This is a genomic window from Acinetobacter sp. ANC 3832 (assembly GCF_002135415.1).
Taxonomy (GTDB): domain Bacteria; phylum Pseudomonadota; class Gammaproteobacteria; order Pseudomonadales; family Moraxellaceae; genus Acinetobacter.
Genome location: NZ_NEGJ01000033.1, coordinates 1 through 2,425, shown reverse-complemented (window position 1 = coordinate 2,425; position 2,425 = coordinate 1). Strand labels below are relative to the sequence as shown.

General features: G+C 44.4%; 1 protein-coding gene. It reads left to right on the top strand.

From position 1 onward, the window contains the following. Positions 1–2,425, top strand: a 2,425-nt coding sequence (locus B9T35_RS18180; RefSeq protein ID WP_213033379.1) for an Ig-like domain-containing protein, incomplete at both ends; no start/stop codon positions are given.

Sequence of the window (2,425 nt, the reverse complement as noted above, 5' to 3'; positions counted from 1 at the left end):
GAAAGGTGGCATCACCAATGATGACACCCCAATTCTGAACGGGACATCAAAGCCGAATGCTGTGGTTACAATTACAGATGAAGCAGGCAAAACTGTTGGCAGTGCGACCACAGATGCGAATGGTAAATGGACAGTAGAACTTAGCTCACAAGCTGATGGTCCACATACTTATACTGCGACAGCAGTATTAGACAATGGCACGATAGCAACAGATACAGCGAAGTTAACGATTGATACGACTGCACCGACTGCGCTTCAAATTGATCAAGTTGTTGATGATGTAGGCACAGTACAAGGTCCATTGAAATCGGGTGATTCAACGGATGATACAACACCGACGATTTCGGGTAGTAAAGCTGAACCAGGTAACCTTGTTACCATCAATGTAGATGGTGTTACTGTAGGCAGTGCTATTGCGGATAAAGATGGTCATTGGAGTTACACACTTCCTTCACCTGGTCTAACTGAAGGTGAGCATGCGATCACAGCAACACAAACAGATCCTGCGGGTAACGTAAGTGCACCATCAGCACCATTTGATGTTGTTATTGATATTACGCCACCAACGGTTACAGCAACAATCACAGGCATTACAGACGATACAGGTACTGTAGGCGACTTCATCACTAAAGATCCAACATTGATCATTAGTGGGAAAGTGTCTGACGCGAGTCAAATCCAAGCGGGTGATAAGGTTCAAGTCAGTGTTGATGGTGGTAAGTGGGTAGATGCGACATTAAAAGCAGATGGCACATGGTCATATGACAACACAGTAAATCCATTAACAGAAGGTAAGCATGTTGTAGAAGCACAAATTGTAGACAAGGCAGGTAATGCTGGAGCGATGACCAGTCAAGATGTCACGATTGACATCTCTCCACCTACGGATGGTAGCTTAACTGATCTCAAACTTTATGATGATGTTGCACCAACCGTGGGTAATATTACCAATGGTGATTCAACTGATGATACGACTCCAACTTATTCAGGAAAGGCAACACCAGATGTAAGTGTGGTGAATGTTTATGATAATGGTCAGTTAATTGGTTCAACCGCAGTTAACCCAGATGGTACATGGAGCTTTACACCGACGACACCACTTACAGGTAAAGAACATAGCTTTACAGCATCTCCTGTTGATAATGCAGGTAATGAAGGCAAACAAACTGATGCATTAACATTCCATTTATTGGTTGGTGCACCAGCAGAACCAGCAATTCTATCTGTATATGATAATGCGGGTGACATTATTGGTCCGATCCAAAAAGATGGAGCAACTGATGACAAGACCCCAACAGTAAGTGGTACAGGTGAACCTGGAACAGTCGTACATGTGTATAGCAACGGTGTAGAAGTTGGTTCAGCGACAGTTCAAGCAGATAAGAGCTGGTCAATAGAGCTGAATGATCTAGGTTTGGATGGTGTTAAAAACATTACTGCGAAAGCGGTGAATGATGCAGGTGTATCGAGTACAGAAACAGGTACTTATCCAATTGTTTTAGATACGACAGCACCAGCTACACCTACATTTACAGCAACAGATGATGTTGCTCCGAAAGTAGGTGACATTCAATCAGGCGATACCACTGATGACTCTACCCCGACCTTAAAGGGTCAAGGTGAGCCAGGTGATAAAGTCACGATTTATGACAATGGTCAGCCGATTGGTTCGACCACAGTTAAAGCAGATGGTACGTGGGAATATACGCCAGACAAAGCATTGGTAGATGGTCCACATGCAATTACAGCAACACAAACGGATCCTGCAGGTAACGTGAGTGCGCCAAGTAGCCCATTAGATTTCACAGTTAATACCGAACAAGTTAACGTACAAATCACGGGCTTTGAAGACAATAAAGCGCCTGTGGTTGGTCCTGTAGCGAAAGGTGGCATCACCAATGATGACACCCCAATTCTGAACGGGACATCAAAGCCGAATGCTGTGGTTACAATTACAGATGAAGCAGGCAAAACTGTTGGCAGTGCGACCACAGATGCGAATGGTAAATGGACAGTAGAACTTAGCTCACAAGCTGATGGTCCACATACTTATACTGCGACAGCAGTATTAGACAATGGCACGATAGCAACAGATACAGCGAAGTTAACGATTGATACGACTGCACCGACTGCGCTTCAAATTGATCAAGTTGTTGATGATGTGGGCACAGTACAAGGTCCATTGAAATCGGGTGATTCAACGGATGATACAACACCGACGATTTCGGGTAGTAAAGCTGAACCAGGTAACCTTGTTACCATCAATGTAGATGGTGTTACTGTAGGCAGTGCTATTGCGGATAAAGATGGTCATTGGAGTTACACACTTCCTTCACCTGGTCTAACTGAAGGTGAGCATGCGATCACAGCAACACAAACAGATCCTGCGGGTAACGTAAGTGCACCATCAGCACCATTTGATGTT